We start from the raw sequence: 26,671 nt of genomic DNA, 5'->3' as shown, positions 1-26,671 counted from the left end.
GTACGCCTCGCTACAGCTCCGGGAACTTCGCCTGGCACAGGGCCTTTGTCTCCGCGACCAGCTTCTCCAGGGCGTGAAGGCGAGGCCGCAAGTGACTGGCGTCCGCCCCAAGGGACGCGAGGACTTCGGTGACGATGGCTGAGAAGCGCGCGGGAGCGACGGGGAAGTCAGCAACCAACGGGACCGAGCGCTTCTCGTTGATGCAGTAGCGGGCGTTGAGGGCAAACAACGCCTGGACCATCATGGCGACGGAGCGAAAGAAGCATCCGGAGACGTAGAAGACGTCACCGCGCCCGATGGCCTTGTGGCTCGTCTCCAGCGCGAAGCCAGCTTCCCAGACAGCGCGCTGGAGGATGGATTTCATCAGCGCCTCGGGATACGGCGTCGTCAGCGCTTGGAGTCTGGCGAAGGTTCCGTGAGAGTCACAAAGGGGCCGCGCGAGGTGCGCCTCTCCCATGTAGATGTGGCTGTGGAAGGCATGGGGATGGCCCGGCTGATAGTGCGAGCTCCAGATGCCTTGCCGGCAGTCCGCGATGACCTGCTCCACCTTCGACACATCCCGGTAGAGCCAGTCCACGCGAACGCCTCGGATGTCGAGCCAGGCGCCCCCATTGATCCACGGACCCCAGCCACCCAGGTCGGTGACGGCATCAGCACGGTGGTGGTCGTCCACTTCCAGGGCGAGCGCACGCAGCTCGAGCAGTGAGGGAGGACGCTCCGGGTGGTAGTAGATGCCCAGGTCGATGTCGGACGTCGCGTCCGCGTCACCCCGTGCCTGGGAACCTCCGAGCACAACGGCGAGGACACCGTTGATTCGCCCAAGACGCTCCGCGACTTCACGTGCGAGTTCTTGCGGGTCCTGCATGAGGCCTACTCTCCTTCCGTGCATGCGGAGGATGTCTTGGCGAGCTAGGGACGAGGCGGTGCCCAGATGGCGCTGTGGGCCTCTGGTGCGTCGGGGGATTCCTGCGCGGTGTAGAAGTAGGCGGCGACCGCGGCGCGCCCCCGGCCCTCGGGACACTCCAGTGGGGCGGGGTGGCCATGCCAGTGCGTGTCGCCATGGGCCATCACGACCAGGCGGTCCAGGAGCGGCGCGATGCGCGTCTCGCATCGGGAGAGGTCGGCACTCCACAACTCGAGGTCGCCGCCCCACGCGGACTCCCAGCCGGGGTTCAAGTAGTAGAGGACGGTGAGTCGCCGTGAGAGCGCGCGGAAGCGGTCGCGGTTGAAGTCGGCATGCAGCGCGAGGTGGCCCCCGCGCAACGTGAGGTGCAGCCCGGCGCCCCGGAAGTGTGGGTCCGCGATGAGCCCCTGCACGCCGGTGAGGGTCTCCAGGAAGTCGATGAACGACATGCTGGAGAACTCCGAGAGCAGGTGCCGGAGCGCTCCGGGCACGTCCTCGAACGCCTTGCGCTGAAGCTGTCCCAGGCGAGCCGCCTGTTCCGGGTGGTCCCGACGCTTCCATGTGGCCTCGGTCGCTCCCGGGAAGACGTCGGCCAGTCCGGTCGCCAGCGGCTCTCCGAGGAAGCCATCGATGACGACGTGGGGATGGGGTCGAGCACCGCCGTAGCGGTCACGATGGGCCAGCGCGAGCGCTCGGAGGGCTGTCCGGCTGAGAAAGAAGCTGGGCCCCCGCAGGGGGCCTTCATCGAGGGTCGCGACGCTCACGGATGCTCCTCCACTACCACAGGCCTTGAGCGCCGACGCGCCACCTGCCAGGCGACCAGGATTCCCGCTCTCCAGGCAAGGATGCGAGCGCGCCCGTTCGCTGCACGCCGGAGCCCGTTGGCTGCTCCCGCTCGGACGTGGTCCCGGTTCGAGCGTAGAATCCACTGGCCGTGGAATCCACCTCTCCCGTCGCGAGTCCCGTCCTGTTGTCCTCCGCCGCGACACGCCGGCCGGCTCCCTCCGCGTCCGCGCTGCCCGCGCTGCGCGAGTTGGTTCGCAGCCTGCCGTGGTTGATGCTCATCTTCGCCGTGCCGGGCATCATCACCGCCAGCCACACGTGGTTCTACGCTCAGGCCAAGGACCCCACGTACCCATTTACCCGGGCGCTGGTGATGCAGGTGCCGCCCTGGCAGTACTGGGCGTTCGTCACTCCGCTCATCCTCGCGCTCGGACGGCGGTTTCGCCTGGAGCGCGGCGTCTGGCACCGGAGTCTCGCGGTCCATCTGACTTCCCTCGCCGCGGTCATGGTTCCCTACGCGACGCTCATCTACTTCCTCTCCCGGGCCGTGGGAGAGAGGTTGATCAGCGACGGCACACTGGGCCAGCTGCTGCCACTGCTGATGGCCAAGTACGTCGTCACGAGCCTGCTCATTTATGGAGGCATCGTCGCCATCGGCTCCGCCGTCGAGTACCACCGCCGCTACCGCGAGGGCGAACTGGCCCAGTCCCAGCTCGAGACGCGACTGGTCCATGCGCAGCTCGACGCGTTGCGCGCCCAGCTCCATCCGCACTTTCTCTTCAACACGCTCAACGCCATCTCCGTCCTCGTGCGCAAGCAGGACACCACGGGCTCCATCCGCATGCTCACCGGCGTCAGCGAGCTGCTGCGCATGGCGCTCAACAGCACGGGCCGCCAGCTCGTTCCCTTCCACGAGGACGTCGACTTCCTGGAGCGTTATCTCGACATCGAGCAGACGCGCTTCCAGGACCGGCTCCAGGTGGTGCGCGCCATCGACCCCGCCACGCTCAGTGCGCTCGTGCCCAGCCTCATCCTCCAGCCACTGGTGGAGAACGCCATCAAGCATGGACTCGCCACCCGCTCCGGCGCGGGACGCGTGGAGCTGCGTGCCTCGCGCGAGGGTTCGCGGCTGGTGCTGGAGGTGCTTGATGACGGCCCCGGGCTGGCTCCTGGCTGGGACCAGCATGACGGATGCATCGGGGTCGCCAATGTGCGCGCTCGCCTGCACCAGCTCTACGGCGAAGGACAGGTCTTCACGCTGGAGAACCGCTCCGGAGGCGGCGTGCGCGCCCGTCTGGAGCTGCCCTTCCAGGCCGCTTCGTCAGAGGCGCTCGCGTCATGAACGCGGCCGCCGCCATTCGCACGCTCGTCGTGGATGACGAGCCCCTGGCTCGCGAGGGCCTGCGCCTGTTGCTGGCAACGGACCCCGACGTCAGCGTGGTGGGCGAGGCCGGTAACGGCCCGGAGGCCGTGCGTCTCATCCGCGAGCAGCGGCCGGACCTGGTCCTGCTCGATGTGCAGATGCCGGAGCTCAATGGCTTCGAGGTGCTCTCCCACCTGGGGCCTGGCGAGGTTCCCGCGGTCATCTTCGTCACCGCGTATGACCGTTATGCCCTGCGCGCGTTCGACATCCACGCGCTCGACTACCTCCTCAAGCCCTTCCGCGACGACCGCTTCCACGACGCCATTGGCCGCGCCAAGGCCCAGATTCGCCTGACGCGGATGTCCGACCTCAGTCAGCGGCTGATGTCCGTGCTCTCCACCTACGGCGAGCGTGAGGGCACTCCCGTCCCGGCGCCCACGCCCGCACCCCCCGAGCGGTGGGTGCGCCGACTCGCCATCCGCGACTCGGGACGCGTGGTGTTCCTCGACGTGGACGAAATCGAATACATCGAGGCCGCCGACTACTACGTGCAGATTCACGCGGGCGGGAAGGCCTACCTCCATCGCGAGACGATGCAGGGCCTGGAGGCTCGCCTGGACCCGGAGCGCTTCATGCGCATCCACCGCTCGGCCATCGTCAACTCGAGTCGCATCCGTGAGCTGCGCAGCGAGGGGCGCAGGGACCTGGTTGTGGTGCTCACCGGCGGCACGGAGTTGCGCGTCGCTCGCAGTCACCGCGAGAAGTTCCAACACCTGCGCTGAGCCACGCTGCTCGCGGTATGGCCCCCTCGACCTTCGCGAGAGCCGCATGGCTCGTTCGCCGCCCGCCGTCATGTGTCGCGACTCGTCGATGCGTCGTCGCCCTGCGCGAGAGCCGCGTTGCCCGTTCGCCGCCTGCCGTCATGAGTCGCGACTCGTCGGTGCGTAGTCGCCCGACACGTGGCCCGTTCACCGCAACTCCATCAAGTGTCGTGACTCACCGGGGCGTCGTTGCGCCCCGCACGTGGCCCGTTCGCCGCACGGTGGTGCCGGTTCGCCGCATGTCCGTCCCCACCGGCTGAACACTCCGGCCACGCGGCGCTCGCACGGGCACTGTGCCTTCCGTCACCCAGTCACCCACGGAGGCACCCCATGCCGCGCAGGTCCTTTGTTTCCTCGTTGCTCGCCCTTGGTCTGACGTTCGCTCCTGCCCTCGCAAGCGCTGGCGAAGGTGCCGAATGCGCCCAGGGCAAGCTGTCGCTCCAGTCCGTCGTCGACAAGCACCTCCAGGCCATGGGCGGCAAGGCGCGCCTCAAGGCCGCGAAGACCTACCAGTTCACCGTCGTCGCCACGGAGGGCAGCACCGTCACGACCACGAACGTGCGGCGTGCCCGCCCCAACCTCATGCGCCACGACACGGACAAGAACGGCACATCCTTCACCAAGATGTTCGACGGCAATCAGGGCTGGACGGTGGAGGGCTCTGCCGCGCCACAGCGGCTGGACAAGGAGAAGAACACGGCGCTGGCCGAGGGCGCGCACTTCGATGACGCGCTGCTGGACCCGAAGGCCCAGGGCGTCTCGCTGGCGATGGACGGCGCGGACGACGTGAACGGCACTCCCACGTTCAAGCTGGTCCTCACCCGTGGCACCACCACCCAGGTTCGCTTCATCGACCAGAAGTCCTTCCTGGAAGTGCGCCGCACCTACGCCGGAATCCATGCGGGCAAGGCGTACAACAAGGCCATCACCTTCTCCGACTTCCGCGGCGTGGACGGCATCATGGTGAGCCACCGCGTGAAGTGGGAGGGCGACGGCCAGCAGGGCGAGAAGGTCATCCAGGGCGCTCGCTATGACGCGCCCATCGAAGCCTCCGTCTTCAAGCTGTCGCCCCCGCGCAGCTAGCTGTTCCCCATGCCCGTGCTCCCGAGGGTGCTCAGCGCACCCTCGGGAGTGCCCGGTCTGGGCACTCCACCTCCCTCATCCATGTCTGGCGTATGGCCACTTCTTCCGTCCTCCTTCTCGCGCTCATCGCCACGTCCGTTCAGTCCGAGCTCCCTCCTGTCGCCGCGCCATCCAGGGTGGAGGACGCGATGCTCGCCCCTGTTCCACCCGCCGCGCAGCAGGTGAAGACCTGGGACGAAGCGCTGGCCCTGGTGCGTGAGCGGTCCACGGACCTGCGCGGCGTGGAGGCAGGGGTGCGGCGTGCGAGTGGCCGGTGGCGCCAGGCGCTGTCGGTGCTGCTGCCCAATGCACGCGTCCAGGCCAGCGTGGCCCTGGACGTGCTCAACCCCGACACTCCCGCGGTGAACCCGGGACAGGGGACGGGGGCTGGCGTGAGCGGGCGCACGCCCACGGTGCCACTGGGGACCGTCTCCGCGACGCTGACGCAGTCGCTGGTGGACCTGAGCGCGTGGCGAGGGCTGTCGTCGGCCCGGGCCTCGGAGGCGGGCGCGGTGGCGAGCCTCCAGGACGTCCGGCGTCGCCTCACGCTGGGCCTGGCCCAGGCGCTGGTGGCCACCGTCGCCGCCGAGCGCGCCGCCGAAATCAACCGAGTGGGCCTGCGGCGGGCCCTGGAGAGCGAGGCCCTCACCCAGCGCATCTTCGAACTGGGCGCGGGCACTCCCTTGGACGTGGTGCGCGTGAGTCAGGACGTGGCGGTGGCGAGGAGCGTGCTCATCGCCGGTGACGAGCAGCTGCGACAGGCTCGCGAGTCGCTGGGGCTCTCACTGGGCTTCGGCCACGCGGTGGGGGTCGACCCGACCTTCAACCTCCAGGGGTTGGTGGAGCAGACACGCCAGGACTGCGCCCCACTGGAGCGCCTGGACGCGCGCGCGGATGTGTTGGCGGCGCGGGCACAGGTGGAGTCCGCGCGCGACAGCCGGCGTCAGGCCTCCACGGGCTACCTGCCCACGCTGGGCGTCTCCAGCACCCTCTTCGGTCTCACCACGGACCCGGGCTTCGGTCGGTTCGCTACCTGGAATGTCGCCGCCGTGCTGTCGGTGCCCCTCTGGGAGGGAGGCGGACGCGAGGGCCTGGTGCGTGAGCGCACGGGCATAGAGGAGCAGTCCGCCGCGGCGCTGGAGGGCGCGCACCGCGACGTGGCCCTGGAAGTGGCCCAGGCACGGCGCGGTGTGGAGGTCGCCGAGGCGCTGGTGAAGACGGCTGTCGAGTCGAGAGCGCTCGCGGAGCGGACCGACACGCTCACCCGCCGTTCTTTTGAAGTGGGCCGTGGCAGCAGCCTCGAGCTGGTGCAGAGCGGAGCGGCCCTCCGCCAGGCGGAGCTGAACCTGGTGCTGCGTGAATTCGAGCGAGTCCAGGCACGCCTGGCCGCATTCCTGACGGAGGCCCGGTGCGACTGGTGAAGTGGGTGCGTCCCCTCAAGGCGCTGAAGAAGTCGGTGTGGCGTGTGGTGGTGCTGTCGGCGGTGGCGGGCTGCTCGGGTCAGAAGGCGGCTCCGGCGGCGCCTCCGCCTCGCGAGGTGGCGGTGGTGGTGCTGGCGCCCCAGGAGGTGCGGGACACCAGCGAGTACCTGGGCTCACTGCTGTCGCGGCGAAGCGTGACGGTGCTGCCGCAGGTGGCGGGCTCTGTGCGCCGCATCCCCGTGCGCCCCGGACAGCAGGTCGCGGAAGGCGCGCCACTGGTGGAGGTGGACGCGAGAGAGGAGTCGGCGGCGCTCGACAGCGCCCAGGCCCAGCTCAGCGCGTCACAGGTGAACCTGGAGCTGTCGCGCCGCACGCTGGCCCGTACGGAGGCGCTCCATGGGGAGGGCCTCGCGAGTGTGCAGGAGCTGGAGGGCGCCCGGGCCCAGGTGCAGGCCGCCGAGGCCGCCGCGCGCTCCTCCGTCGCGCAGGTGACGCAGCGTCAGGTGCAGCTCCAGCTCAACGTGGTGCGTGCCCCCTTCGCCGGCACCGTGGGTGACGTGCTGGTGCGCGTGGGAGACTTCGTCAGCGCCTCCACGGAGTTGACCAGCGTGGCGCAGGCGGACGTCCTCGAAGTGAGCGTCTCCGTGCCGTCATCCCGCGCGCGCTCGATGAAGCTGGACACGGTGCTGGAGGTCCTCGACGCCCAGGGCAGGGTGGTGCTCACCAGCTCCGTCTTCTTCATCGCGCCCCAGGCCGACCCGCGCACCCAACTGGTGGAGGTGAAGGCCGCCTTCCGCAACACCGTCGGCCTGCGCCCCAGCGAGTTGGTGCGCACGCGCATCGTCTACTCCCACCGTGACGCCCTGCAGATTCCGGCGCTCGCGGTGGTGCGCCAGAGCGGCCAGCCCTTCGCGCTGGTGGTTCAGGAGCAGGAGGGCCGGACGGTGGTGGCGCGCCGACCCATCACCCTCGGTGCGCTGGGGGACAGGACCTACGTCGTGGAAGGAGGCCTCAAGGCGGGAGACCTCGTGGCCGTCTCGGCCATCCAGGCCCTGCGCGACGGCATGCCCGTGACGGTGAAGGCCACCGCATCCGCACCGCGCGCGGAGGCCGTGAAGAACGACCTTCGCGAGAGCCGTCGCTGAACCCAGGGGACCCAGCGCACCATGTTCATCGACTTCTTCATCCGCAGGCCCGTCTTCGCCATCGTCTGCTCCATCCTGCTGACGCTGGTGGGTGCCATCGCCATCCCGACGCTGCCCATCGCTCAATACCCGGACCTGGCACCCCCGCAGGTGACGGTGACGGCCAACTATGTCGGCGCCAGCGCCGAGGTCGTGGAGAGCGCCGTCACCATCCCGCTGGAGCAGGAGCTCAACGGCGTGGAGGGCATGCGCTACATCACCTCCACCAGCAGCAACGACGGCTCCAGCCAGATCGTCATCACCTTCGAGTCCACGCGCGACATCGAGGTGGCCGCCGTCGACGTGCAGAACCGGGTCAGCCGCGCGGCCTCGCGCCTGCCCTCGCAGGTGAACCAGACGGGCATCGTCGTCAACAAGGCCTCCAGCCAGATTCTGCTGTCCGTGGCGCTCTTCAGCCCGGACGACCGCTACGACGTGAAGTTCCTCAGCAACTACGCCGACGTGAATCTCAAGGACGCCATCAAGCGCGTGCGAGGCGTCGGTGAAGTCCGCATCTTCGGCGAGCGCAAGTTCTCCATGCGCCTGTGGTTGGACCCCACGGAGCTGGCGCGGCGCAAGCTCACCCCGCAGGACGTGACGCGTGCGTTGCAGGAGCAGAACCTCCAGGTGGCCGCGGGCCAGGTGGGCCAGCCTCCGTCCGCGGCGGACCAGCCCTACCAGCTCTCTGTGCGGGCCCGAGGACGACTGGTGGAGCCGGAGGAGTTCGGTGACATCGTCCTGCTGCGCCAGCATGACGGCAAGAGCGTCCGGGTGAAGGACGTGGGCCGCGTGGAGATGGGCGCGGAGAACTACAGCACGCTCTTGCGCTTCGACGGGAAGCAGGCGGTGGGAATCGTCACCTTCCAGTTGCCCACCGCCAATGCCCTGGACGTGCGTGACGCCGTCTTCAAGGAACTGGAGCGGTTGTCCACGCAGTTCCCTCCGGGCATGACGTACCGGACGGGCACGGACACCACGCTCGCGGTGCGCGCCACCGTCCATGAGGTGCTCCGGACCTTGGTGGAGGCGATTGTCCTCGTCATCCTCGTCATCTTCCTGTTCCTGCATGGCTGGCGCAGCGTGCTCATCACCGCCCTCACGCTCCCCGTCTCGCTGGTGGGCACCTTCGCCTTCGTGCGGTTGATGGACTTCTCCATCAACACCCTCACCTTGTTCGGCCTCACCCTGGCCACGGGCCTCGTCGTCGATGACGCCATCGTGGTCATCGAGAACATCGAGCGGCTCATGGTGGAGCGGAAGCTGTCGGCCGCGGAGGCCGCTCGCGAGGGCATGAAGGAGGTGTCGGGCGCGGTCATCGCCATCTCCATCGTGCTGGTGGCGGTGTTCGTCCCGGTGGCGCTCTTTCCTGGCACCACGGGCGCCATCTACCGCCAGTTCGCGCTGACCATCGCCGCCTCGGTGGCGCTCTCCACCTTCTGCGCCTGCACGCTCACCCCCGCCTTGAGCGCGCGGATGCTCGTGCACCACACAGGGGAGAAGTGGTGGCTCTTCCGGCAGGTGGACACGGTGCTCGACGGGATTCGAGTCGCCTATGGCCGGAACCTGCGAAGGCTGCTGAAGCGCCCGGTCATCATCCTGGTGGCGTTCTTCCTGTGCCTCGGCGCCACGTTGGCGCTCGTGCGAGCCACGCCCAAGGGCTTCATTCCCGACGAGGACCAGGGCTACCTCCTGGTCTCCGTGCAGGGGCCGGAGGGGACGTCGCTGGCCGAGACGGAGAAGGTGATGGAGCAGGTGGAGGCGGTGCTGAAGGCGCAGCCCGAGGTGCGCGCCATCTTCGCCAACGGTGGTTTCTCCTCTCAGGGCACGGGCCCCAACATGGCCAGCATCTTCGTCCCGCTGAAGCCGTGGGACGAGCGGCCGGGGAAGGACCAGTCCGTGGCCGCGCTGGTGGAGCGGCTGCGCGGGCCGTTCGGGCGCATCGACGGCGCGCGGGTGATGCCCTTCCAGCCTCCGGCCATCCGGGGCGTGGGCAGCGTCGGCGGCTTCCAGTTCATGGTCGAGGACGTCGCCGGCACCTCCTCGCTGGACCAGCTCGCCGCCACGGTCCAGGAGTTGATGGCGAAGGGCAACGAGGAGGGCCGGTTGCGCGGCGTCTTCACAGGCTTCAACGCGGACACACCGCTGCTGGACGTGGAGGTGGACCGGCAGATGGCCAAGGCGCTGGGGGTCCCCATCGAGCAGATTTTCAGCACGATGCAGGTCTACATGGGCAGCCAGTACGTCAACGACTTCAACTACGCGAACCGCTCGTACCGCGTCTATGTCCAGGCCGAGCAACAGTTCCGCGACAGCCCGAATGACATTGGCGCCTTCTACGTGCGCAGCGACAGCGGAGACATGATTCCGCTGGAGTCACTGGTGAAGGTGGCGCCCACGGTCTCCGCGCAGGGCATCCGCCACTACAACCTCTTCCGCGCGGTGGAGCTGAGCGGTCAGGCCGCGCCGGGGGTGTCCTCCGGTCAGGCCATGGATGCGATGGAGTCACTGGCCGCGCAGGTCCTTCCGCAGGGGATGAGCGCGGAGTGGACGGGCATCAGCCTGGAGCAGCGGCAGAGCGGTGGGGAGACGCTGGTCATGTTCGGACTGGGGCTGCTGTTCGTGTTCCTCGTGCTCGCGGCGCAATACGAGAGCTTCACCCTTCCGCTGGTCATCATCCTCTCCGTGCCATTGGCCATCCTGGGGGCGCTGGGGTTGCAGTGGATGCGAGGGTTCGCCAACGACGTGTTCTGTCAGTTGGGGCTCGTCATGCTGGTGGGCCTGGCGAGCAAGAACGCCATCCTCATCGTGGAGTTCGCGGAGCAACTGCGCGAGAGCGGCAAGAGCGCCGTCGACGCGGTGGTGGAGGCTGCGGAGGTCCGCCTGCGCCCCATCCTGATGACGTCGTTGGCCTTCCTGCTGGGCGTGGTGCCGCTGATGACCGCCGAGGGCGCGGGCGCCGCCTCGCGCAACTCGCTGGGGACGGCCGTGTTCGGAGGCATGCTCGTGTCCACGGTGGTGAACTTCGCCTTCATCCCCGGCCTCTATGTGCTGATGCAGAAGCTGCGCGGCGAGGCGCGGCGTCCCGTCGGGGCTCCCGGTGACGGGGCTCGGCGGGAGACGAGGTTGGCCGAGGGCCAGGGCTGACCGTTCACGCATCGCCCGCGCCTTCTTCAAATCAGCGTCGCGCTGCACTAGAACGTCACGACTCCCAGGAGTCCCCACGCGTGCAGCCCACTGCCCCCCGACGTCGAGAGCCGCTGGAGCCGCACCGCTCATGGTGGTCGCGGTTCCTGGACTTCATGGAGCTGGACTCGCCCGAGGGGCGGTGGGGACTGGGGCTCGTGGTCGGCCTGCTCATCATCGGCTTCTGGCCGCTGCTGCTGCTGGCGGTCCTCGACGTGAGCGGCACGCCCCGCAAGATGCTGGTGGCCCTGGGGCCCGCATCCATCTGCCTGGGTCTGGCCCTTCTCATCCTGGTGTGCGGCCACCGGTATGGCGAGTCGCTCCGGTGGTCGCGCGGCCAGACGTGGGGGCTCGCGGCGCTGTTCCTGGGCCTGGGCCTGCTCGGCGGCGTGGGCCTCTGGTTCAGCGAGAGCTGAGGGCGCGCGAGGCGCCTCAGCCCTGCTCCGCGCCCTCGAAGGTGAGCTTCGCTTTGTTCATCACGTGCTCCACCGCGAGCAGATACCAGGCCAGCTCGGTCAGTCGCTTCGTCGTCTCCGGCGACTCGCGCAGGGCGGCGTGGGTGTCCTCCGCGGTGAGCCCGAAGGGCGCCGTGTGGTCGCGGATCAACTGCTCCAGCTTCTCCGGCGTGAGCTGAAGCTTCTCCGCCTCGGTGACGGCCTTCAGCACGATGCCAATGTGCAGCCGGCGCTCGGCGTCCGCGCGCGTGGTGGGGTCCGTCAGCCAGCCCTGGAGCGCCTCCCGCTGCTCGTCGACGTCGAACTGGTGCTCGACCAGGGACTGTCCCTCGGCCTGGGCCCAGCGGCGGCGCAGCTCCTCGTCCACCAGCGCGCGGGGCAGCTCCACCGGCGCACGCCGGGCCACCTCGTCCAGCACCATGTCCCGGGCCCGCACCCAGAGCTCCGCCGCGCCCTCGTCCTCCAGCGTGTCACGGAGGTGGAGCAGCACCTCTTCCAGGGTGCCGCCCATCCCGAGCTGCTCGAGGAACTCCGGGCTGCTCTCCGGCGGCATCGTCACCTGATGCGCGCCGCCGACGTCCACGAGGAAGCGCGCGGGCTTGCCGCGCAGGGACTCCACTGGATAGGTGTCCGACAGCTCCAGGGCGATCTGCATGGACTCGCCCACCTTCCCACCCTCCTCCACGGCCTCGCAGAACCCGGGCAGCGCCTCGATGGGCGCCAGCTCCGTCTTCATGCCGAAGCGCGCGGAGAAGGGGATGAGGTGCCCATCGCAGTACCCCACGATGTTGAGCTGCACCTCGTCGCCCATCTCCAGCGACTCGCCCGGTTGACGCTCGCGCGTGGTGGCCAGGGCGCGGCGCTTCTCGTGGAAGGCGCGCAGGAGGTCTTCTTGCGTCAGGTCGTCCGGGGTGGGGACGAGCACCGAGATTCCCTCCAGGGAGGGGGCCGCCACGCTGGGAAGGGTGAGGGCCTCCTCGGAGACGGTGCTCACCACCGGGCTCATCTTGAGGAGGCGCTCGACTCCCCGACCAGGTCCTTGAGTCCGTTGCTTGCTGCTCACGAATGCTCCCGGAAGATAGGCGTGCCAGCGTCCGCGCCAATGGGGGGAAAAGCGACGGCTCGGCATGGACCAGGGCATAGTCCAGCCGAGCCGCTCTGACAAACCCCGAAGGGAGGGGCGCTGATTAGAAGAAGGCGCCCACGATGCTGGACACCGTGGAGACCGCGGCGCCGACCTGGCTGACAATCGGGATGTTGGTGGCCGCGGCGATGGAGCCCACGGCGGTGATGACGGACGTCACCTTCTTGCCCGTGCTCGCGTTCTTGTCCATCAGCGTCGCGCCCGCGTTGGCCACGTCGACCGCCGCGATGGCCACGTTGACGCCCGGAGCGAACCGGCCCAGCGCCTTGGCGGCGGTGGTGCCAGCGGCCTTCGCGCCCTGCTTGAGGGCGGCCTCACCGACCTCCGTGCCAACCTCCTTCAGCGCGGCCTTGGCGGCCTGGCGCGTGCCGCTGCCCAGGATGCCCTCGGCCAGCGTGCCGCCCGTCTTCGCCACGTCCGCGGCGACGTTCTTGGCGGCCTTGGTGATGCCGCTCGCCGTGGCGCCCTCGAAGACGCCCTTGGTGGCGACGTTCTTGACGGCCTTGAGCACGTCGTCGCTGGCGTTGGGGAGCTTGCTCTTGAAGGCGTCGACGGCCTTCTTGCCGGCCTCCAGCTTGTCCTTGAAGACGGTGCCGCCGAGCACGCCGCCCATCACCTTGCCGCCGACGATGCCGCCCGTCGCGGCGGTGAGGCCGGCCTTGGTCGCGTCCAGCGTCGAGCGCGTGGCGCTGATGATGTCGTCCTTGCTACCGGTGCGGATGGCCTGGCGGATGTCCTTGACGGCCGTGGCGCCCGACAAGAGCGCGCCGGGGATGCCCGCGTGGCGCGCGAAGGCCTTCATGTTCGCGCCCAGCTTGGTCAGGCCCTTGAACTCGCCCTTGGCGTAGGTGGGGTTGCTGACGAAGTCGAGGTTCTTGCCCGTCAGCAGGCCCTCGGCGCCCTTCTTGATGTTCTTGATCTGCTGGAAGGCGTCCTTGCCGAAGCCGAAGGCCTTCGCGCTCTGGGTCGCGACCGCGGTCCCGCCCTTGATGAGCTCCTTGTTCTCCTGGACGGTCTTCTGCACGTCCTGGACGGTCTTCTGGACGTTGGTGCGGACGGTGTTGAGCGTCTTGCGGATGTCGAAACCCATGGGGGGCCTCACGATAAATTGGATGGAACCTGCAGGGATTATCGGGATCACCGGGCAAGAGTTGCGTCGGTCGGGCCTTCATCGCGAACCCCGCGAACACGGCGAGCCGGAGTCCGCAGGCCCTTGGAATCATTGGGCTCTTGAGCAAGCCGCGGGGGGTGGACATCACCCCATTGACGAGAAAAGACCCGGCGAATATTGAACGCGTTCAAATTTGAACGGGTTCAATATGTCCCTGCGTGAGCGAGCCAAGAGCGACAAGTGGGAGCGGATCCGCGCCGCGGCGAAGCGGCTGTTCGTGGAGCGCGGGTACGCGGGCACGACGGTGCGAGCCATCGCCGAGGAGGCGGGCGTCGCGACGGGCACGGTGCTGGTGTACGGCGAGACGAAGGACGCGCTCCTGCACGAGCTGTGGCGCGCGGAGGCGATGCCGCTGGTCGAGCAGGCGGTGTCGTCCCTGCCGGACGGCGCCTTCGTGGACCGGTGCATGCACCTGTTCACACCGCTCCTGGCGCACTACGCCTCGCACCCCGAGCTGGCCCGCGCCGTGGTGAAGGAGCTGCCGTGGCTCACGGGCGCCGCCGAGTCGCTGCACCGGCCCGCGCTGGCGAGGTTGGTCGGCGCGCTGGCGCGAATCGTGGACGAGGCGAAGGCGAGCGGAGAGCTGCGCGCGGACGTGGAGCTCCAACTGGCGGCGGAGCTTGTCTTCTCCGTGTACCACGCGGCGGTGCTGCGCATGCTCTCGCCGCTGACGCACTCGACGGGGGCCGAAGCGAGGGACGTCCTGCGCCGCACCCTGGCCACGCTGCTCGTCGGACTGGGTTCCAGGAGGTCGTCGTGAAGGTGCTGATTGTCGGCGGTGGAATCGGTGGGCTCGCGCTGGGCGCGGCCCTGGCGCGTCGTGACGTGGAGGCCGACCTCATCGAGCGGCGGCCCTCCTACGAGGACGAGGGCGCGGGCATCGTGCTCGGCCCCAATGTGATGTCGGTGATGAAGGGGCTCGCGTTGCACGAGGCGGTCGTCGCCGCCGGGCATCCGGTGGGCCTGGCCCGAATCACGGACGCCTCTGGCCGCGTGCTCCAGCAGACGGCGTACGCGATGCCGGACATGCCGCTCCCGGCCACGGCCATCCACCGCAACGAGCTGCTTCGGGTCCTGCGTGCCGCGTCCCCCGCGCCGCGACACGGCGTGACGGTCGCGAGCCTGGAGCGCGGCGCGGACGGCGTGGACGTGGTGTTCTCCGACGGCACGGCGGGTCGCTATGACGTCGTGGTCGGCGCGGACGGCATCCGCTCCACCGTGCGGGCCCATGTCCCCGGCGCCGACGTGCCCTCGCGCTACTCCGGCTACACGTGCTGGCGCCTCGTGGTCGACGGGCACTTCGGGGACGGCGTGGTCGAGATGTGGGGCCGGGGAAAGCGCGCGGGCGTGGTGCCGCTGGGAGCAGGGAAGTCGTACGTGTTCCTCACGCTCAATGCTCCGCGTCGCGCGCCTCCGCCGTGGAAGGACCTCGCTGGCTTCCGGGCCCTGTACGCCGAGTTCGCGGACCCGGCCCGCTCCGCGCTGGCGGCGTTCGAGCGGCTGGAGGGGCTGCGGCACAACGACATCGAGGATTGCTCCGCGCCGCGCTGGTGGAGTCCCGGCGTCGTGCTGCTCGGCGATGCCGCCCACGCCGTGACGCCCAACCTGGGGCAGGGTGCGGGGCTCGCCATCGAGGACGCCGCCGCGCTCGCGCACCTCCTCGTGACGCAGGGCCCCACGGACGCGGCGCTGGCCCGCTACGAGAGCTTCCGTCGCCCGCGCGCGGAGCGGATCCGCGACCGCTCGTGGATGCTCGGGAAGGTCGCCCAGTGGGAGAGCGGCCTCGCGCGAAGCCTGCGCGACGTGGCGATGGCGTGGACGCCGGAGTCGGTGGCCCGCGCGGAGCTCGAGAAGGTCGTCCGCGACATGCCTGGCGTGCCCGTCGGCTGAGGCGTGGCGTGGGCCCTTCCGCGGCCGTGGTGTTTCACGCCCACCCTTGCAGGACCGCAGTTCAATGCCTAACTCCCTCCGGCGATCCAGGAACCTGGATCTTCGTACCGTGAGCGGGAGGCATTTTTGTCGAATCGCGACCCCGAAGAGCTTCTGACGCCGAGCGAAGCCGGGCATGTCCTGGGCCTTTCGCCCGACACGGTGCGTGTGCTCTGCGACAAGGGCCGCCTGCCGGCGCTGCGCACCATGAGCGGGCGACGGCTCGTGCGCCGAGGCGACGTCGAGCGTCTGGCGGAAGAGCGTCAGCGCAATGCGCGGCCCAAGGCTCGGGGCCGCGAAGTGTGACGCCCTGCTTCTCGTCACCTCATGGGATGGCGGGACGAGGACGCCGAAGCGAGTGACAGCGGATTGGCTTGGGGCTGCTCGCATGCGCCCGGACTGGATGGCCCGTGACCGAGAAGCGTGAGCAGCCTCAGAGAACCGAGACCGTCCATCCGCCCGACTGTGAGGCCGCGGTGCTCTTCGAGGTCCTCTGGTCGGCGTTGGCCGACCTGCTGGGAACGCCGGCCACGGCGACCCTCATCCGTCGCAGCTTGAAGCACGCCGCGAGAACCGTGCCCGAACTCCAAGGCATCTCCGTCAGCCGGGAGCGCTTCGAGTACCACCTGTTCCTTCCCCCCGAATGGAAGGCCGGCACCGCCGGAACGCTGGACGGCCTGCGCGAAGTCGCACGCGAGCTGCAGCCGCTCCTGCGGGAGCTCACGGGCCCCGTGGTCCTTCGCAGGCTCCGCGGGATTCCCGAAATCGAGCGCTGTCGTCTGTTTCCTCCAGAGGATGAGTCATGATCGCCAAGAAGACCTCTCTCGAGTCCGAGACCACGGGTGACGTGGCGCTGGACCGGATTCTCGGAGGCGGGATTCCCGCCCGCTCCATGGTGGTCATCGCCGGCGAGCCGGGGTCCGGAAAGACGGTCCTGACGCTCCAGATGCTCTTCCATGCGGCGCGTCAGGGAAAGAAGTGCCTCTACTTCACCACGCTCTCCGAGCCGGCCCTCAAGGTCATCCGCTACATGCAGTTGTTCGACTTCTTCGATGTCGAGCTGCTCGACAAGCAGGTCATCTTCGTCGACCTCGGTGCGTGCGTGCGCCAGGGCGCGGAGCGGACGCTCGCGGAGATAGAGGCGCGCGTCGAGAAGCATGAGCCGGACTTCGTGGCCATCGACAGCTTTCGCGCCATCGGCGAGCTCCTCCAGAACCAGGGTGGGGGGGCGCGTCCGTTCATCTATGACCTCGCGGTCCAGACGGCGAGCTGGGGCGCGACGACGCTGCTCGTCGGCGAATACACGCGGGAGGAGTTCCCCGTCTTCGCCGAGTTCGCGGTGGCCGATGGCATCATCCGTCTGGGCAGCGAGCGGCAGGAACTCACCTCGGTGCGCGAGCTGGAGGTGCTCAAGCTGCGGGGCGCGGGCTACACGTCGGGCCGGCACTTCTTCGACATCAGCAAGGCGGGCGTCTCGTTCTACCCTCGCGTGAGCACTCCTTCGGACACCCAGGTCCAGCCCAGCGCGGACCCGGGGGCGCGCGCCACCATGGGCGTCGAGGGCCTGGATGACCTGCTGGGTGGCGGACTCCCGAGCGGGAGCGCGACGGTGATTCAGGGCGGAACGGGCAGCGGAAAGACGCTGCTCAGTCTCCAGTTCCTCATCGAGGGGGCTCAGCGGGGTGAGAAAGGCGTCCTCTTCACGCTCGAGGAGACTCCCGACCAGCTTCGCTCGATTGCGCGCAGCGTGGGTTGGGATCTGGCCGCGCTCGAGGAACAGGGGAAGCTGGTCATCAAGTACACGTCACCCGTGGAGCTGTCGACGGACCGCTTCCTCTATGAGGCTCGCAAGGAGGTGAGCGCGCTGGGGGCCACCCGAGCGGTGTTCGACAGCCTGACCACCATGTCCCTGGGGGTGCCCTCGGACCGTCGCTACAAGGAGATGGTCTACGCCATCGCGAAGCACATGCGCGGCGCCGGCGTCACGCTCCTGATGACGGTCGAATCCGAGCAGCTGCTGGGCACCGCGGTCATCTCGGGGCACGGGGTCTCCTTCATCGCCGACAACCTCATCCAGCTGCGCTACGTGGAGATAGGCAACAAGCTGGAGCGGGCCATCTCGGTGCTCAAGGCGCGCGGCATCAAGCACAACTCCGAGCTTCGGTCGATGACCGTGGGCTCGGACGGCTTGAAGGTGACCTCGGGGCGCTTCAAGGACCTTCGCGGTGTTCTCACCGGCCTTCCCACCCGGGAGCCGAGGGAGAGCCCATGAGCGCGGAGTACGACGCCGAGCTTGGTCGCATCGCGCGGACCCTCTCCGAGATTGCGCGCACGCTCGAATCGGCCGACAGGGCGGATGAGCGGGTCCAGCGCACGCTGGAGCTGACGCGGGTGCTCATTCCCTACCGGCGATGTGCGCTCTTGAAGGCGTTCTCAGGCACTTCGTACACGCTGGTCGTGGTGCCGGAGCCGCCCGCCTCGGAGCGGGGGGCGCTCCTGTCGACCCTCACCCGGCTCTTCCGCCTCATCGCGCACGCCGACGAGATTGGCCGCTCGTCCGATGCGCATCCGCACCTGACCTTGCCCTTGATGGGATTGGACGAGGTCATCGGACTGGTTCGCATGGAGCCCTCCGAGGACATCTCCTACGACGTGCAGCATCTCCGGCTGCTCTCGGTCATCACGGCGCAGCTCGGCGCCTACCTGACCATGATCAAGCTTCGCGACGAGGACGCGCAGCGGACACGGGAGCTCGCCGCGGCCCATGACTTCCAGCAGATCCTCGTGGGGGTCGTCAGCCACGACCTGCGCAATCCGCTCTCGGTCATCACCACCGTTGCCTCCCACCTCCTGCGCAAGACGGAAGACCCCCAGCGGGCGAAGGCCATCGAGCGAGCCCTGCGGAGCGCGGAGAGAGCCAACCTCATCATCAACGACCTCCTGGATGTCACCCATGCTCGAGTGACCAGTCACCTGCCCGTGTCCCGGCAGCGCATCGACCTCCTGGCGCTCCTCAAGGAGGCCCTCGACGACCTGGGTCTGTCCCATCCCGGGCGGGAGATTCAGTTGGTGGCGACGGAGGTGGTCGTCCTCGGCGACTGGGACCCTGGCCGCCTCACGCAGGTGGCCACCAACCTCATCACCAACGCCCTGCAGTACGGAGCGGAGCGTGCGCCCGTCCGCGTCACACTCCGGGCGGAGGCTGACGAGGTCGTCTTCGCGGTGCACAACCGGGGCCCCGTGATTCCGGATGACCTGGTGCCGGTGTTGTTCAATCCCTTCCGGCAGGGCCAGCACGCGCAGCGGCGCGTGGCGGGCGGAGGGTTGGGCCTCGGGCTCTATATCGTCGAGCAAATCGTTCGAAGCCACGGAGGAACGGTCTCCGTGCGTTCTTCTGAAGCAGAGGGGACGACCTTCACGGTGGTGCTCCCCCGGTCGATGACGAGTCAGCGTGCGAGTGAGGATGCTCCCGCGCGGAGCGCGAGTCATGGGCAGGAGCTTGCGTCCATGGAGCGTGGGAACGCCGGTTCAACCACGGTGATGGTTGTCGAGGACGAGGACGAGGTCCGGCTCGGTATCTCGGAGATTCTGGAGGGCAGGGACTACAAGGTGGTTCCCGCGTCGAATGGCCAGGTGGCGCTCGAGCTGCTCCGACAGGGCCTGCGTCCTGGTCTCATCCTCCTGGACATCCGGATGCCCGTCATGGATGGCGAGACGTTCTACAATGCCTGTCGTGAAGACCCCGCGCTCTCCTCGATTCCGCTGTTGATTCTCTCCGCGGATGCCGCCACCGCGGTGAAGCTGACTCGAGGTGGGGCCTCGGGCTTTCTGGCCAAGCCCGTCCAGCCGGAAACCCTGCTCCGCGCCATCGAGACCTTCTCTCAATAGCTGTCGCGAGGAGGGGGCGTGCGCCCTTCGAGGCTCTCTCGAAGGGCGGCACGCTCCTCCCAGGTGCCTACTGCTGCGGCTGGACGGCGGAGGGGTCCATCCAGAAGCTCTCCCACTGGTGCCCGTCCAGGTCCTCGAAGCTGCGCTGGTACATGAAGCCCTGGTCCATCTTCTCCTTGGACTCCTTGGCGCCCGCCGCGAGCGCCTTCTCCAGCAGCGAGTCGACGGCGGCCCGGCTGTCCACGGTCAGGGCGATGATGACCTGGGTCGTCTTCGTGGCATCCGCGACCTCCTTCTTGATGAAGCCCTTGAAGTAGGGCTTCACCAGCAGCATCGCGTAGATGTCCTCGCTGATGACCATGCACGTCGCGTTGGCGTCGGTGAACTGGGGGTTGAACGTGTAGCCCAGCTTCGTGAAGAAACCGACGGCGCGGTCCAGCGACTCGACGGGGAGGTTGACGAAGATCTTGGTGCCCATGGTGCGTCTCCTTCAGAGGGGTGGATGAGGTGAGCGTCGCCTTCATCCTCACGACGAACGTATTTTGGGGAGATCGACACGGGATTTATTTTTGCCCGAGGGCGGCGGCGAGGAGGCGCCAGGTCGGACCGTCCGTCCGCGCGCGCCCTCCCCGCGAGTGCAGGCTAGAAAACTGGCAAATGTTGATAAGCAGAGAATCCAGGGATAGGTTCGCTTGGGTACCCCTCGACTCGGAGTCTCTGGATGAAGAAGTCATTTTTGACAGGGTGGATGACCCTGGCCGTGCTCGCGCCCCTGCATGCCAGCGCGCAGAGTGCCATCGTCGCGTTCGGCGACAGCCTGAGCGACAACGGAAACAACGGAGTCTCCACCAGCGGTCCGAACACTCAACCGGCCAGTCAGATTTACGGGGTGTGGGTCAAACAGCTCGCCACCGCGCTCGGGTTGCCGCTCACGGCCTCCGACGACGGCGGGACGAACTACGCACGAGGAGGGGCGCTCACGAGCGGAATGACGACCCAGGTGAACTCCTACCTGAACAAGGCTCCTCAAATCACCTCCACGACGCTGTTTACGTTGTGGGGCGGCGCCAACGACATCAGCCGGAAGGTGGAGGAGAACCCGCTGAACTCGACGGCCATCAAGGCCGCGGCGGCCCAGGCGGCTTCGAACGTCGAGGCGCAGATTCGTAAGTTGGTCGCCGCGGGCGCCAAGAAGATTGTCTGGGTGAACCTTCCCCCCTTGGAGAAGACGCCGAAGGCGCGAATCATTCCGGGCGGCTTGGGGACGTACGTGTTCGCGCCTCCCGTGACACATTTCAACAGCCTGTGGGTTCAGGCGCTGAAGCGGCTGCGCACCGACCACCCGACCGTGACCTTCTATGGCGTGGATGCTCACAAGCACCTCAATCTCATCATCGCGTCGCCCTCGACGTATGGGCTGACGAATGTGAAGGACTCGTGCGAAGGCAAGTCAGTCAACCCGGACAAGTACCTGTTCTGGGACCTCGCACACCCGACCAGCTACGGGCACAGCATCTTCGCGGACCTCGTCTATGACCTGGTCTCCGACATCCCCGGCTTCGGTGCGCCATTCCCGGTGGACCCGTCCGTGATGGCACCCGAGAGCACCTTGTAGACCTCGTGTTCGCTGCTCGTGCCATTCCGCGGAGCTGCGCGGCGGAATGGCACGGGCTGTCGTGACCCGTCGGCTCGAAGACACCGCGAACCGGAGGCTACGGCTCCGGGTAGTGGAGCACGCGACCGTCTCCGACAATCCAGAAGTTCGCCGCCGTCTCCATCGCGAGGTCGTGCAAGGGCTTGTCCGTCAGGTGCGCGGGAAGGCTTGGCCCCTTGGCCCAGCCCTTCCCGGTCAGCCGATGCAGCCTGCCATTGTTGCTCTTGTCCACGATGTAGCAGTCGCCGTTCGACAACATCACCACACTGCTGAAGTCGACCGCCCCCCTAGGGGGAACCGATTGCTGTGTCCATTGGGCCACTCCACTCTTCCGCCAGACGCCTCCCTGGTCACCGACCGCGCATGCCGTGGTGGAGGACCTTGCCCACACCGCATTCATGGCTCCGCTGATGTCGCCAGGATTGTCCAGAGACTGCACATTCAAGCTGTCGTCCCCCGTGAAATAGGTCAAGACCGCTTGCTTGCCTCCGGTGACCGCCGACACCCACAGTTTTTCATTATCGTCTTGAGTGAGGTTCTCGGAGAAGCCGTGCAGCCCTGTGTAGCGGTGACCCTCCCGAGAGCTGTTGGGGGTTGATTGGGGAGGCCTCCCGAGGTTCCATTCAAAGGTCCTCCAGTAGAAGAGCTGGCCCGCGTCGGTGGCCATGTACACGATGGTGTCGAAGCCATTCTCGAAGCCCACCATTCCCACCACCGTGTCATTGACGGGAAGTTGCGACGCGAAGGCGCACGTCTCCCCGTCATGGATCGCCACCCGGCCGGACGCTCCGCCCAGGTAGACAGCCCCCTCGGAATCAACCCACGAGGCATACCAACCGTAGTTGCCGCAATGGTTCGGACTGGCCGGCGGACTCCCATCTGGAGGCGGCGTCGTCGTCGAAGCTCCAAAGCTGAAGCTCTCGAACCGCTCGTTCGCCGCCTTGCGCACGACCAGTTGTCCCCCGAGGCCGGCGATCCACACGGGATACCCGCCATTCGCTGGGGACATCGCCACCGTCCTCCAGGGGGCGTCGCCACCCGGACCTCGCAGATGAAAGTCGGCGACCTCTCGCAGCGTGCCCCCGCAGTCCCCCACCTCGTCCACCCCTCCCTTGCAGTTGTTGTCGATGGCGTCGCACACCTCCGCCGCCGTCGTCTTCACTCCAGGGTCCGAGTCATCGCAGTCCCGGCCGTTCGCCACGAACTCCGGGGGCGGTAAGGCGCCTTCGCAGGACGGCTTGGACGAATCACCCTCTCCATCACCATCTCCGTCGGGATAGAGGACGGTGAATCCCTCGTTGAGTACCTGGTCGCAGTCATTGTCCACGGCGTCACACACTTCGGTGTGGCCAGGAAAGGCACTCGCGCCCGTTTCGATGCTGTCGTCGCAGTCCGTGCCGCCGTTCGCGAGGGGGACGTAGCCATCCGCGTCCATGTCCGGCGTCTCCAGCATCACTGACTGCTCGTCCTCGACTCCCGCCGCGAAGACGACCACCTGACGGTCCACCTCCGGCCCATTACAGGTCTGCTCGTGCGCGGTGACGGTAAGACTTACGTCCCCGCCCCAATGGGGCTTGCGCAGAAGCACCCACTTCAATGGGGGGGAAATGGAGGCCAGGTTCGAGGCTGTCTCCTCCATCCTTGTCGTGGCGTCCTGTGCCCCCTGCGCCACCACACGGATACAGCCCGTCCTGAAGCTCGCCGTGTAATGGATGGAAACAGGGAGGGCGCGCCCTCGTTTGAGTTCTTCCAGTCCTGGCACGCTGCAGCCCGCGAGGACAGACAGCCACACTCCGAGCCACGGGGTCAGATACCTCATCGTCCCTCCCTCGACCCGTCCTGCTCCCAGTTGGAAATTGGCATGGGCTTGGGCAGGCCACGAGCTTATCGATTTCCCTCCACCCACCAAGTCCGGCCGCCCATCTGGCAAGGAGTTTGGGAGCCGGGTTGTCTCACTCGAAGAGGGACAGCTCCGCGATGGAGGTCACCTCTATCTCCTGGGGCGAGGGCCACATGGACAGCAGGCGGACATACCGGACCGGGGGGCCTCCGGGCAGGGAGATGTCGAGGAAGGCGTACTCGTACCCTGGGATCGGTGGGTCCCATGGACTGTCCGCGTCGCTCACGTTGCGAAAAAGCCGGCTGTTCCCTGTCGTGGGTGATTCGGCGAGCGGTCGCCTGGCGAGCTCGGACCACTGCACTCCGTCCTCGCTGCCTTCGATGACCACCTCCTGTCCATACGTCCTCAGTCCGCGGATGACCACGCGCGAGAGCTGGGCTGGCGTCTCCAGTTGCACGCCCACGCGCCGTGGGCTGGAAGAGGGCTCCCCCCTCGGCCACAGCTCGGAGATGCGCTGTTCGGCGAGCAGCCCATCCGTGAACGGGCAGGGCACGTCAGTCACCGGATGGCACCGGGCCCCCCGGCTGAGTGGGCGCAACGCACCCGCCGGCAATGGCAGTCGCTCGCTGCGCCATTCGAGTCGGAAGTGGAGCCAGGCCTCGTCGCTGGTGAGGGCATCGCGGCGCCAGGCGCCCGCGCTCACCACTCGCACCTGGGCCTCCAGTGTGGCGAAGTCCTCGAGCAGCCAGGGCGGCAGGAGCCTGGGCGAGGTGACGGCCTCTTCGTTCCAGACGAGGCCCTCCTTCGTGTGGAGCTGGAACACGGGCCGCGGAATCGAGGGGTCCTCCAGGTCACCCTCCGGGCTTCCGGGTTGCGGTGTGGTGTCGTCGATATCGACCACCACGCCTCGGGGCGCCTCGGGCGCGGACGGTGGCGGTGCGAAGGTCAGCCACCTTCCGGTCGGGGCATCGCTCCAGGCGAGGTCCGCATCCCAGACACGCAGCACCGGCAGCTCGGAGTCTCCTCCTCCGTTGACCTGGGTGAACGAGACGAACGCCGCGGGGCCGTCCTCCAGGGGCGTCGCCACCCGGAAGCGGGCGCGGGCGTTCGGTCTTGGCGAGGAGCCTCCTCCCGTCACGAAGGGCCCGATGTCCCCCGAGAGGATTTCCAGCACGAAGGCGCCATTGTCGCGCGTGGTGGTCATGCCATACGGCGAGAAGTCGAGCGGGTCGCGGTAGATCTTGCTGTGTCGTCCCCCGTCCAGTGGCAGCGCTGTCGAGTGGAAAGGGGAGCCGTCAGCCCTCAGGGCCATGCCGTAGAAGAAGATGGGGGAGTCGGGAAAGGGCTCGCAGCCCGCGCTACCCAGGCTCACCAAGAGGACGCCCGCGAGAAGGGTGAGGCGCATGTCAGTACGTTCCTTTCAGCCCCAGCATGGGGAGGACGATGGGGAAGCCCCGTGCCTTGCGCACGAGGGAGGTCTTGTCCGTGCCCGCTGGCTCCGAGGTGTATTCGTAGAAGAGGACCTCCGTCTGGAAGGAGGCGTTCAGCAGGTCGAGGGAGGCCTCGAGCACGAGGTCATCCAGGGCCCACGCCTTGGCGGCGCGCAGGTCCACGCGCCAGAAGGAGGGCAGGCGCCCCGCCTGGCTCCGCTCCTGCCGCACCCACCGGGGATTGCCCTCGCTGTCCTCGGAGGCGCGCATGGGCTGCGGCGTGAGCTCCCCTGTTTCAGGGCGGCCCGTGTTGAAGTGGACGACGGCCCCCACGGTGTAGCCATTGCCGAGCTTGCGGCTGAGGGCCGCGTTGAAGACGTGCTCCTGCTCGAAGGCGAAGGGCACGGTGGCCAGGTCGGTGCCCAGCAACTGGTTCTGGTCATCGTAGCGCTCGATGCGCACCCGGCGCCGGCTCTGGAGGAAGCTGTAGGACGCCCATCCGAACCAGTCTCCGCCGAGCGCGTGGCGGGCCATCAGCTCGAGGCCATACGCGTGGCCGCTGCCGGCCGGGTCCGACGCCGCGATGCCGCCCCGCCGCCGCAGGTCGAGGAGCTGCTGGAGGCTGAACTCCACCGTGCGACGCAAGGGATTGTAGAAGGCGTCGGCGCTCAGCTCCCATGCGGGATGGGGCCTCCACTCGGCGCCCAGGTCGAACTGCAGGCCTTCCTGCAGCCCGTAGCGCAGGCCGGACGCCTCCATCACCGGGAGCTGGAGCATCACGGTGGGGGGCTGGTGGAACAGGCCCGCGCCCCCCTTGAGGACGACGGCCTCCGTGAGGGCGTGGCGCACCGTCAGCCGGGGTTCGAGCGCCGTGCGAGTGATTTCCCCGAGCAGTTGATAGACGTCCGCGCGCACGCCAGGGACGACCCTCCAGCGCGGTGAGGGGCTCCACTGCAGCTCGGCGTAGGCGCCGCTCGTGCGGGCGTCCGACGTGGGGCGGGTGAGCGGATCGTCCTCGGAGAAGTACTGGGAGCCGGCGGGGGCCTCGCTCCCGGTGGCGACGACCGTTCCCTGGCGCTGCTCCACGTCCGCGCCCACGGTGAGCTGCATCGTCGACCCAAGCTCCCGCTTCCAGCGCAGGCGCCCCGCGAGGCTCTTCTGCCGCAGGGCGAACTCACCGATTCGGACGCGGGGAGGGCCTCGCTCGGAGAAGATGCCCACCGTGTCGGCGCCCGCCGTGAGGCCCACCTCCAGCTCCCCGTCGGCGAGAGGGTGGAGGCCGCGGAGGTCCACCCGGTGAAAGCGCGTGATTCCGCCGCCGCCATTCGTGGGGTCCTTGGGCATGCCAGGCATGCCAGGTATCTGCCCTTCCTCCTCGGGAGCGTAGGACGCCAGGACATCGGAGCTCCCGAGGGCCAGGAGGCGCAGCCGCCCTTGCCCCACCTTCTGGTCGACGCGGGCCTGGTAGTCCCAGAACTCGGCGCCGACGGCGTTCGAGCCTGGCTTGGAGAGACTGTTGACCAGGAGCGAGCTCAGCAGGCCCGTGTAGCTCATCCGGCCGCCCACGCTGATGCTGGTGCCGGTGGACGCGAACGGCACCTCCAGGAAGGCGGCGCTGTTGATGAGGTCCAGGGTGGCCGAGGCGTGGACCCGGTCCTCGCGCGGGCGGGAGACGCGGCCCTCGACGATGCCGCCGAGCAGTCGCCCGTATTGGACGGGCGGTGTCCCGGGGAAGAAGTCGATGGCGTCGATGAACTCGGGCTGCACCACGGCCGGCCCGAGCATCAGGTGGTAGAGCATGGGGAGGCGGACCCCATCGACGAAGAAGCCCGTGGAGGCCGGCTGACTGCCTCGCACCACGGGATAGCCGAGGCCGGAGGCGAGGCTCGCCACGCCCGGCATCACCATGATGACGCGGAAGGGGTCTCCCTGCGTCCCGGGCACCTCGCGAACCTCCTGCGCGTGCAGTCGGATGCGAGTCACCTCGGTGCGCGGTCGGTCCTCCCTCACCACCGTCTCGTAGGGGCTCACCTTCAAGGGGTCGAGCCGGTAGATGACCTCGACCTGCTGGCCCTGGCTGACAGTCTCCAGGAAGGTGGTGGGCTTGTGGCCGGGGGCACGCACCTCGATGGAGTGGGTGCCGGCTGGGAGTTGGAGCATGAAGCGGCCTTCCGCGTCGGGCCGCACCACGTCCGACACTCCCGACACCTGGAGGGCGGCATCGGCCAGGGGGCGGCGCGTGCCCCGGGCGCGCACCGTGCCCCGCACCTGTCCCTCTCGCGGCGCCTCGGGAGGCTCCTGCGCCAGCGGGGCGTGGGGCGCGAGCAGGAGCCCCAGGGTGAAGGCCCACCTGGTCAGGTACAACGGCAGTCGAGACAT

General features: G+C 68.2%; 22 protein-coding genes. 14 read left to right on the top strand and 8 right to left on the bottom strand.

Features of this window, described 5'->3' with window-relative positions:
* Window positions 1-10: 10 nt before the first annotated feature.
* Together HUA76_RS40605 and HUA76_RS40600 are read right to left on the bottom strand one after the other, a co-directional pair.
* Window positions 11-865 carry a nucleotidyltransferase domain-containing protein gene (locus tag HUA76_RS40605; RefSeq protein ID WP_174463925.1) on the bottom strand — a complete coding sequence of 285 codons (855 nt, stop codon included), beginning with the start codon at window positions 863-865 and terminating at the stop codon, window positions 11-13.
* A gap of 44 nt (window positions 866-909) precedes the next feature.
* Window positions 910-1,668 (bottom strand): 2OG-Fe(II) oxygenase, encoded by a 759-nt coding sequence (locus tag HUA76_RS40600; protein WP_141640345.1) that lies wholly within the window; start codon window positions 1,666-1,668, stop codon window positions 910-912.
* A gap of 170 nt (window positions 1,669-1,838) precedes the next feature.
* On the opposite strand from HUA76_RS40600, the gene HUA76_RS46625 reads away from it, so the two are divergent.
* The 7 genes from HUA76_RS46625 to HUA76_RS40565 all read left to right on the top strand — a co-directional run bounded on the left by HUA76_RS46625 (window position 1,839) and on the right by HUA76_RS40565 (window position 11,197).
* Complete coding sequence (locus tag HUA76_RS46625; RefSeq protein WP_174463924.1) at window positions 1,839-3,029, top strand: histidine kinase; 1,191 nt, start codon at window positions 1,839-1,841, stop codon at window positions 3,027-3,029.
* Window positions 3,026-3,832, top strand: a complete 807-nt coding sequence (locus HUA76_RS40590; RefSeq protein WP_174463923.1) for a LytTR family DNA-binding domain-containing protein — start codon at window positions 3,026-3,028, stop codon at window positions 3,830-3,832. The genes HUA76_RS46625 and HUA76_RS40590 overlap by 4 nt, the downstream gene beginning before the upstream one ends.
* A 369-nt stretch (window positions 3,833-4,201) precedes the next feature.
* Window positions 4,202-4,954 carry a hypothetical protein gene (locus HUA76_RS40585; RefSeq protein WP_174463922.1) on the top strand — a complete coding sequence of 251 codons (753 nt, stop codon included), beginning with the start codon at window positions 4,202-4,204 and terminating at the stop codon, window positions 4,952-4,954.
* A gap of 92 nt (window positions 4,955-5,046) precedes the next feature.
* Window positions 5,047-6,414, top strand: a complete 1,368-nt coding sequence (locus HUA76_RS40580; protein WP_174463921.1) for a TolC family protein — start codon at window positions 5,047-5,049, stop codon at window positions 6,412-6,414.
* The gene (locus HUA76_RS40575; protein ID WP_174463962.1) at window positions 6,411-7,559 is read left to right on the top strand and encodes an efflux RND transporter periplasmic adaptor subunit; all 1,149 of its coding nucleotides are present in this window, start codon (window positions 6,411-6,413) and stop codon (window positions 7,557-7,559) included. The genes HUA76_RS40580 and HUA76_RS40575 overlap by 4 nt, the downstream gene beginning before the upstream one ends.
* Window positions 7,560-7,580: 21 nt before the next feature.
* On the top strand, window positions 7,581-10,742 hold the full coding sequence (locus tag HUA76_RS40570; protein WP_174463920.1) for an efflux RND transporter permease subunit: 3,162 nt from the start codon (window positions 7,581-7,583) through the stop codon (window positions 10,740-10,742).
* Window positions 10,743-10,822: 80 nt separating this feature from the next.
* Window positions 10,823-11,197 (top strand): hypothetical protein, encoded by a 375-nt coding sequence (locus HUA76_RS40565; protein WP_371746166.1) that lies wholly within the window; start codon window positions 10,823-10,825, stop codon window positions 11,195-11,197.
* Window positions 11,198-11,213: 16 nt separating this feature from the next.
* Here HUA76_RS40565 and HUA76_RS40560 read toward each other — a convergent pair whose 3' ends face one another.
* Together HUA76_RS40560 and HUA76_RS40555 are read right to left on the bottom strand one after the other, a co-directional pair.
* The gene (locus HUA76_RS40560) at window positions 11,214-12,299 is read right to left on the bottom strand and encodes a peptidylprolyl isomerase (protein ID WP_371823591.1); all 1,086 of its coding nucleotides are present in this window, start codon (window positions 12,297-12,299) and stop codon (window positions 11,214-11,216) included.
* A 124-nt stretch (window positions 12,300-12,423) separates the two neighbouring features.
* On the bottom strand, window positions 12,424-13,470 hold the full coding sequence (locus HUA76_RS40555) for a hypothetical protein (RefSeq protein WP_174456309.1): 1,047 nt from the start codon (window positions 13,468-13,470) through the stop codon (window positions 12,424-12,426).
* Between the two features lie 229 nt (window positions 13,471-13,699).
* Here HUA76_RS40555 and HUA76_RS40550 point away from each other — a divergent pair, with 229 nt between their 5' ends.
* From HUA76_RS40550 to HUA76_RS40525, 6 genes are all read left to right on the top strand, one after another.
* Window positions 13,700-14,311 (top strand): TetR/AcrR family transcriptional regulator, encoded by a 612-nt coding sequence (locus HUA76_RS40550; RefSeq protein ID WP_217440865.1) that lies wholly within the window; start codon window positions 13,700-13,702, stop codon window positions 14,309-14,311.
* Window positions 14,308-15,441 (top strand): FAD-dependent monooxygenase, encoded by a 1,134-nt coding sequence (locus HUA76_RS40545; protein ID WP_174463918.1) that lies wholly within the window; start codon window positions 14,308-14,310, stop codon window positions 15,439-15,441. Before HUA76_RS40550 ends, HUA76_RS40545 begins: the two co-directional genes overlap by 4 nt.
* Before the next feature lie 126 nt (window positions 15,442-15,567).
* Window positions 15,568-15,786: a helix-turn-helix domain-containing protein gene (locus tag HUA76_RS40540; RefSeq protein WP_217440864.1), complete on the top strand. Its 219-nt coding sequence runs from the start codon at window positions 15,568-15,570 to the stop codon at window positions 15,784-15,786.
* A 104-nt stretch (window positions 15,787-15,890) separates the two neighbouring features.
* The gene (locus HUA76_RS40535; protein ID WP_141640335.1) at window positions 15,891-16,286 is read left to right on the top strand and encodes a hypothetical protein; all 396 of its coding nucleotides are present in this window, start codon (window positions 15,891-15,893) and stop codon (window positions 16,284-16,286) included.
* Window positions 16,283-17,752 carry an ATPase domain-containing protein gene (locus HUA76_RS40530; RefSeq protein ID WP_141640334.1) on the top strand — a complete coding sequence of 490 codons (1,470 nt, stop codon included), beginning with the start codon at window positions 16,283-16,285 and terminating at the stop codon, window positions 17,750-17,752. Before HUA76_RS40535 ends, HUA76_RS40530 begins: the two co-directional genes overlap by 4 nt.
* On the top strand, window positions 17,749-19,368 hold the full coding sequence (locus tag HUA76_RS40525; RefSeq protein ID WP_141640333.1) for an ATP-binding protein: 1,620 nt from the start codon (window positions 17,749-17,751) through the stop codon (window positions 19,366-19,368). Before HUA76_RS40530 ends, HUA76_RS40525 begins: the two co-directional genes overlap by 4 nt.
* Window positions 19,369-19,435: 67 nt before the next feature.
* Here the strand turns inward: HUA76_RS40525 and HUA76_RS40520 are convergent, their stop codons facing one another.
* Window positions 19,436-19,846 carry a VOC family protein gene (locus HUA76_RS40520; RefSeq protein ID WP_174463917.1) on the bottom strand — a complete coding sequence of 137 codons (411 nt, stop codon included), beginning with the start codon at window positions 19,844-19,846 and terminating at the stop codon, window positions 19,436-19,438.
* A gap of 243 nt (window positions 19,847-20,089) precedes the next feature.
* Here HUA76_RS40520 and HUA76_RS40515 point away from each other — a divergent pair, with 243 nt between their 5' ends.
* Window positions 20,090-20,983 (top strand): SGNH/GDSL hydrolase family protein, encoded by an 894-nt coding sequence (locus HUA76_RS40515; protein ID WP_174463916.1) that lies wholly within the window; start codon window positions 20,090-20,092, stop codon window positions 20,981-20,983.
* A gap of 97 nt (window positions 20,984-21,080) precedes the next feature.
* Here HUA76_RS40515 and HUA76_RS40510 read toward each other — a convergent pair whose 3' ends face one another.
* The 3 genes from HUA76_RS40510 to HUA76_RS40500 form a co-directional block, all read right to left on the bottom strand.
* Window positions 21,081-22,610 (bottom strand): putative metal-binding motif-containing protein, encoded by a 1,530-nt coding sequence (locus tag HUA76_RS40510; RefSeq protein WP_371823595.1) that lies wholly within the window; start codon window positions 22,608-22,610, stop codon window positions 21,081-21,083.
* A gap of 364 nt (window positions 22,611-22,974) precedes the next feature.
* Window positions 22,975-24,267, bottom strand: coding sequence for a hypothetical protein (locus HUA76_RS40505; RefSeq protein WP_174463914.1), 1,293 nt, complete (start codon window positions 24,265-24,267; stop codon window positions 22,975-22,977).
* 1 nt (window position 24,268) lies between these two features.
* Window positions 24,269-26,671 carry a TonB-dependent receptor gene (locus tag HUA76_RS40500; protein ID WP_254614797.1) on the bottom strand — a complete coding sequence of 801 codons (2,403 nt, stop codon included), beginning with the start codon at window positions 26,669-26,671 and terminating at the stop codon, window positions 24,269-24,271.

Source organism: Myxococcus sp. CA056, from assembly GCF_013336715.1.
Lineage (GTDB): Bacteria > Myxococcota > Myxococcia > Myxococcales > Myxococcaceae > Myxococcus > Myxococcus llanfairpwllgwyngyllgogerychwyrndrobwllllantysiliogogogochensis.
The sequence above is the reverse complement of the archived record's forward strand: the minus strand, read 5'-3'. Positions and strand labels throughout refer to the sequence as shown.